The sequence below is a fragment of the Neobacillus sp. MER 74 genome, assembly GCF_023714155.1.
Window position 1 is genome coordinate 1 of sequence record NZ_JAMAUV010000065.1, and the last position, 888, is coordinate 888.

The 888-nt window shown below is 38.3% G+C and carries 1 protein-coding gene; it reads left to right on the top strand.

The genetic code is table 11. The features are described from left to right. Window positions 1–888: IS1182 family transposase (locus tag M3610_RS27425; protein ID WP_251463633.1), on the top strand; the 888-nt coding region annotated here is incomplete at both ends.

The window sequence follows — 888 nt, forward strand, 5'->3', positions numbered from 1 at the left end:
CCACACATGTTAAAGCAAGTGCGAATAAGCGTAAATTCGAGAAGAAAGTTGTCCGAAAAGAATCGAAAGCTTATGAAGCACGTTTACAAGACGAGATTAATAAAGACCGCGAAGATCACGGAAAAAATCCATTTCCTCCAGATAAATTCGATAAAAAGGAATTAAAAGAAATTAAAGAAAGTACTACTGACCCGGAAAGTGGTTATTACGTAAAGGACGAGCGAACTAAACAATTCGCATACTCATTTCATGCGGCTTCAGATCGAAATGGTTTTGTCCTTGGGACAATTGTAACTCCAGGGAATATCCATGATAGCGTCATATTCGAGCCACTACTTGAGAAAATCATCGAAAAACACGGGAAACCTGAAGCTGTTGCTGCTGATGCTGGATACAAAACACCTGCTATTGCTCAATTCGTATTTGAGAATGATATGACTCCTGCTTTACCATATACACGTCCACGTACAAAGGATGGTTATATGAAAAAACATGAGTATGTTTATGATGAATACTACGATTGTTATATTTGTCCGGAAGGACAAATTCTGAGATATGCAACGACGACGAAGAATGGAAAGCGTCAATACTTTTCAAATCCTCTTAATTGTAAAAGTTGCCCATTACTTTCCGAATGCACGCAAAGTAAAGATCATAAAAAATTGATTGAGCGGCATGTGTGGGAACATTACATAGAAGAAGCCGATCATCTTCGTCATACACAAGAGAACAAAAGCATTTACGCAAAACGTAAAGAAACAATTGAACGTGTCTTTGCGGATGCTAAAGAAAAGCATGGTATGCGTTGGACAACCTTAAGAGGCCTAAAAAAATTGTCCATGCAAGCGATGCTTACTTTTGCTGCCATGAATTTGAAAAAGATGGCCA